This is a genomic window from Ectothiorhodospira shaposhnikovii (genome assembly GCF_016584105.1).
Classification (GTDB): domain Bacteria; phylum Pseudomonadota; class Gammaproteobacteria; order Ectothiorhodospirales; family Ectothiorhodospiraceae; genus Ectothiorhodospira; species Ectothiorhodospira shaposhnikovii.
The window spans coordinates 1-2,428 of the sequence record NZ_NRSM01000074.1; the positions used below are offsets into that span (position 1 = coordinate 1).

The window sequence follows — 2,428 nt, forward strand, 5'->3', positions numbered from 1 at the left end:
TCGATACCCCATCACCAAGACCGCCATAGAAGTATTTTTGACAACCCCAGAAACGCCGTCAATACTCGATGTTAAAGCGTTGTTGGGGTTGGCACGATGGCTGGATCAGCGGCGTGACCCGAAGGGCTCCAATCGACTGGAGCCACCTGCCACGAGAGCGGCAGGAGCCCTTGCTTGCACTGCTGAGTCAGCTGGTAGAACGCCGGCTCCGGGAAATACCACCCGAGGAGCCGACCAATGATCACCGAACACCCCGTGAGTCCGCTGCCCGGGCTCGGCCCGTTTGCGGGCAAGATTCAGCCGACCCACCGCAAGCGTATGGCGGCCATCTACGTTCGCCAGTCGACTCTGCAACAGGTTGAACGTCACCAAGAGTCGACACGCCTGCAGTACGCGCTTGCGGATCGTGCTGTTGAACTGGGTTGGGCGCCCGATCAGGTATTGATGATTGACGAGGACCTGGGGCGCTCTGGAGCCCACGCCGAGGGAAGGCCGGGTTTTCAACGCTTGATGACCGAAGTCGGCCTTGATCATGTCGGCATTGTCCTGGGTATCGAGGTTTCCCGCCTGGCACGCAGTTCACGTGACTGGTACCAGCTGCTGGAAGTTTGCGCCCTATTCTCTACCCTTATCGGTGATGCGGATGGGCTGTATGATCCGCAGACCTACAACGATCGGCTGTTGCTGGGATTGAAGGGAACCATGTCGGAAGCCGAGTTGCATATCCTGAAACAGCGGATGTCCGAGGGCAGAAAGGCCAAGGCCCGGCGTGGTGAGCTCAAATTTGCGTTGCCGATGGGCTACATCAGGGACCCGGGTGGAGCGGTCATCAAGGACCCGGATGCTCAGGCCCAAGCGGCCATCGCGACCGTCTTTGAGCAATTTGCCCGGCGTCGCACGATCAACGGTGTCCTGCAACATCTGGTGACTCACCAGCTGGCACTGCCCTATCGCATCCGTACCGGGCCACAAACCGGACAACTGCAGTGGCGCCGTCCCAGCCGGGTCACCTTGAGCAATTTACTGCATAACCCCGCCTATGCGGGCGCCTACGCGTATGGGCGGCGTCCCACGGACCCGCGCCGATGCCAACCCGGTCGGCCCGGCACCGGGCGGACCGTGGCGGCCATGGACGATTGGATGGTCCTGATCAAGGACCATCTGCCTGCCTACATCAGTTGGTCCCAGTATGAGGCCAATATCGCACAGATGGCCGCCAACACCGCCCGGGCCGGAGGGTGGGTGCGCCACGGAGTATCGCTGCTGTCGGGGCGCCTGATCTGCGGCCATTGCGGTTTGAGTATGGCTCCCCAATACTCCAATGGCGGAACGCGCTTGCGCTACAGTTGCTGTCGAGAGGCGACGGATTATGCTGGGCCGTCCTGTCAAACGCTGGCTGGAAAACCGCTCGATGCCCTCATCGCCCGCTTGGTCCTGGAGGCCCTGGAACCTGCGGCCCTGGAGATCAGCATGCAGGTGGCGGCGGATCTGGAAGGCGAACGGGCGCGCCATCATGCTGATTGGGGTCGACGCCTGGAACGAGCGCGTTACGAGGTCGAGCGGGCCGAGCGCCAATACCAGGCAGTGGAGCCGGAGCATCGTCTGGTCGCCCGTACCCTGGAACAGCAGTGGGAGGCTGCCCTCATCGCCGAAGCGCAGCTCAAGGCCGACTATGAACGCATGCGTGCCAGCGAGCCGGCCACTTTATCGGAGGCTGAGCGCGCCCGTATTCGCCAACTCGCCGCCGACATCCCGGCACTCTGGCGGGCTTCCACCACCACCAATGCGGATCGCCAGAGTATCGTACGCCTACTCATTGAACGGGTGATTGCCACCGTGATCGATGACAGCGAGCGGGTCACGGTGGAGATCCACTGGATTGGCGGCCATCGTACCCACACCCTCCTGGTGCGTCCGGTGGCGCGTTTGGAGCAACTGAGTGACTACCCTCAACTCGTCGCCCGCACGCTGGAACTGCATCAAGCCGGGTACCGCTGCCCGCAGATCGCCGAGCAACTCAACGCCGAGGGCTGGCGCCCGCCAAAACGACGTGAGACCTTCAATGGCCCCATGGTGACCAATCTGCTCATCCGTGAGGGGGTCCGGGCCGGTCACTCCCCCGCCAAACCCGTTCCCTGGCCTGAGCGCGGGGCGGATGAGTGGCCCATAAACGAACTGGCCTTGGTCCTAGACATGCCACCGGTCACATTGTTCAGCTGGCTGCGTCGAGGCTGGGTACAGGGTCGACAAGTCGCCCGTGCGGGCCGCCAGCAATGGTTGATTTGGGCCGACAAGGCTGAGATCGAGCGCCTACGCGCGCGCCGCAAAGCGCCTCAACGCTGGATAAAAGACCCCGATTCCCCGTCTGATGACCCCATCGGCGGACCCACATAATCCTATTACGGAGGCAGTATGGCTGGTAAATCTC

At 62.4% G+C, this 2,428-nt stretch carries 1 protein-coding gene; it reads left to right on the forward strand.

What is annotated here, in order from left to right; genetic code table 11:
* Positions 1 to 237: 237 nt before the first annotated feature.
* Positions 238 to 2,394: a recombinase family protein gene (locus CKO35_RS17385; RefSeq protein WP_200177368.1), complete on the forward strand. Its 2,157-nt coding sequence runs from the start codon at positions 238 to 240 to the stop codon at positions 2,392 to 2,394.
* Positions 2,395 to 2,428 lie beyond the last annotated feature (34 nt).

Excerpts from the sequence above, each read along its gene's own strand:
- CKO35_RS17385 (WP_200177368.1), top strand. The coding sequence starts at position 238 with ATGATCACCGAACACCCCGTGAGTCCGCTGCCCGGGCTCGGCCCGTTT.